Source organism: Streptomyces sp. NPDC002130, from assembly GCF_040296465.1.
In the GTDB taxonomy this organism is placed as follows: domain Bacteria; phylum Actinomycetota; class Actinomycetes; order Streptomycetales; family Streptomycetaceae; genus Streptomyces.
Map to the genome: position 1 here is coordinate 1 of NZ_JBEOXI010000653.1, position 1,856 is coordinate 1,856.

Here is a 1,856-nt window from a genome sequence, read left to right on the forward strand (position 1 = left end):
GGTCTTCGAGAAACGGCAACGCCACCTGCCTGAGCCCATGTGCCCCGGGCGCAAGAGCGCCGATCTCCCACAACCGCACTCCCACCTGGTACTTGCCGTCACTCCGACGCTCGAGTGCGCCCTCAGCCACCAACTGCCCACACAGTCGATGGACGGTGGGCAGTGGCAGATCGGTGCGACGACTGATCTCCGATTGCGTCAACCGCGGCGACGTCGCGTCGAAGGCACCGAGCACGATGAATGCCCGGCCGATCAACGAACGGTCGCCTGATGCCATTCACACAGTGTGACAGGGCAGTGCCACCAAGAATCCACTGTGACTGACATCAGGCGAAACGTGTTCAGGCGGTGCGGAGCTACGCGGAGTGCGCCAATTCCGGTTCGCGTTCGACCGCCGGCGGCGCGGCCTCGATCTTCATCGGCTCCTGCGCGTAGTGGAAGTGCGGACGACGGTGCCCGATGAACGAACCGAACCACGACATCACAGCGACGTACCGGTTGCGGAAGCCCACCAGATACATCACGTGGACGGCCAACCACATGAACCAGGCGATCGTGCCCTTGAACTTCACCCCGGACGTCCAGACCACGACCATCGAAGCGTGGGGCGTGCTCGAAGAAGTCCGCGAGGACGTCATCAAGCGCACACTCGCCGTCGGATACACCCCGATCGAGACCAGCCGCAGGGTCCTCGAGATGTACCACAACGTCGACCTGTCTCAGGTGGCGCCCGACCCGACAACCGGTGAAGTTCAGTTCTCCGAACCCACCTCCCCTGCAACGCGGTACTACCGGACGATCTTCCTCGGCATCGACGGCGCGGAAGGCGAAGAAATCTACTTCGGCCGCATCCTGCCCCGCGCAACGGTTTCCGAAGTCGCAGCGCAGGACTGGGGAACGGACAAGGCGCTGTCCTACCCGATGACCCTCAAGGCGAAGGTCGACTCGACCCTCGGGTACTCCTCGCGACTGTTCTTCGGTGGTCCGGGCTGGAAGGCCCTCGCCGGCAAGCACGGCTTCGCCTGATCGATCCAACACGCCCGCCGCACCAGCTCTCTGGTGTGGCGGGCGTTTCGTCCACAACCTGAACACCTTTGGGAGAGAACATGTCCGACAACCCGTACGGCCTTCCCCGCGTCTTGGAAAAGGGCGAGGAGAAGGTCACCGTTCACAGCGCAACCGCCTACCACAACCTGCTGGGCCGCGGTTTCCGTGCCGCAGCACCAGATCCCGACCTGGCCGACGACAGCACCGCAACCAACGACGCGTCGACACCCGCTGAGACCGGCGAGGCCATCTCATCCGAGGACGCCCAGCCGTCCAAGCCCGCCAAGCCGCGCTCCCGCTCGGCCTCCTGACCCTCGAACGAAAAGAGACACCCCATGGCTACCCCCCGCAAGGCCACCGCCCCCAAGCCCCGCCGCATCGCGCCCGTGCAGGAACCGGAGAAGAAGGCCGTCGGCCGCTTCACCGCCCTCGCCAACGAAGCCACCAAGGACTTCGTGCCCCTCGACCCGTACGTCATCGGTGAAGAAGACGGCATCGTGCCCGACATCGTAATCACCGAGCCGGTCGAGACCGAACGGATCGTCGCGATGACCATGCTCCTCGAGCACGGGATCAAGAATCTGTCTCCCCAAGACTTTCAGCCGCTGCTGATGGCGGTATGCGGTGAAGCGTACGAGCGAGTGTGGTCGGAACTGTTGCGAGGCAAACACTTCAAGGTCACCGCTGCGTTCCTCCAGGATGTGCAGACGCACTTCTACGGGCAACGGCCGCAGGGGAGCAACGGGGCGAGGCCCCGAGGGAGAAGACGTCCGACGCCGGGCCGACCCCGCGGGCGTCGACGAGCTGTT

General features: G+C 64.5%; 5 protein-coding genes. 3 read left to right on the plus strand and 2 right to left on the minus strand.

The features are described from left to right. Positions 1–277, minus strand: a 277-nt coding sequence (locus tag ABT116_RS44050; RefSeq protein WP_351646462.1) for a helix-turn-helix domain-containing protein, incomplete at its 3' end; no start/stop codon positions are given. A gap of 79 nt (positions 278–356) precedes the next feature. Then, positions 357–542: a hypothetical protein gene (locus tag ABT116_RS44055; RefSeq protein WP_351646464.1), complete on the minus strand. Its 186-nt coding sequence runs from the start codon at positions 540–542 to the stop codon at positions 357–359. Between ABT116_RS44055 and ABT116_RS44060 the strand changes: the two genes are divergently transcribed. The 3 genes from ABT116_RS44060 to ABT116_RS44070 all read left to right on the plus strand — a co-directional run. Further along, positions 541–1,026, plus strand: coding sequence for a hypothetical protein (locus tag ABT116_RS44060; protein WP_351646466.1), 486 nt, complete (start codon positions 541–543; stop codon positions 1,024–1,026). The genes ABT116_RS44055 and ABT116_RS44060 overlap by 2 nt on opposite strands. An 80-nt stretch (positions 1,027–1,106) precedes the next feature. Further along, positions 1,107–1,358 carry a hypothetical protein gene (locus ABT116_RS44065; RefSeq protein WP_351646468.1) on the plus strand — a complete coding sequence of 84 codons (252 nt, stop codon included), beginning with the start codon at positions 1,107–1,109 and terminating at the stop codon, positions 1,356–1,358. A gap of 24 nt (positions 1,359–1,382) precedes the next feature. Continuing rightward, positions 1,383–1,856: hypothetical protein (locus tag ABT116_RS44070; protein ID WP_351646470.1), on the plus strand; the 474-nt coding region annotated here is incomplete at its 3' end.

Excerpts from the sequence above, each read along its gene's own strand:
- ABT116_RS44065 (WP_351646468.1), top strand. The coding sequence starts at position 1,107 with ATGTCCGACAACCCGTACGGCCTTCCCCGCGTCTTGGAAAAGGGCGAG.
- ABT116_RS44055 (WP_351646464.1), bottom strand. The coding sequence starts at position 542 with ATGTGGTTGGCCGTCCACGTGATGTATCTGGTGGGCTTCCGCAACCGG.
- ABT116_RS44060 (WP_351646466.1), top strand. The coding sequence starts at position 541 with ATGAACCAGGCGATCGTGCCCTTGAACTTCACCCCGGACGTCCAGACC.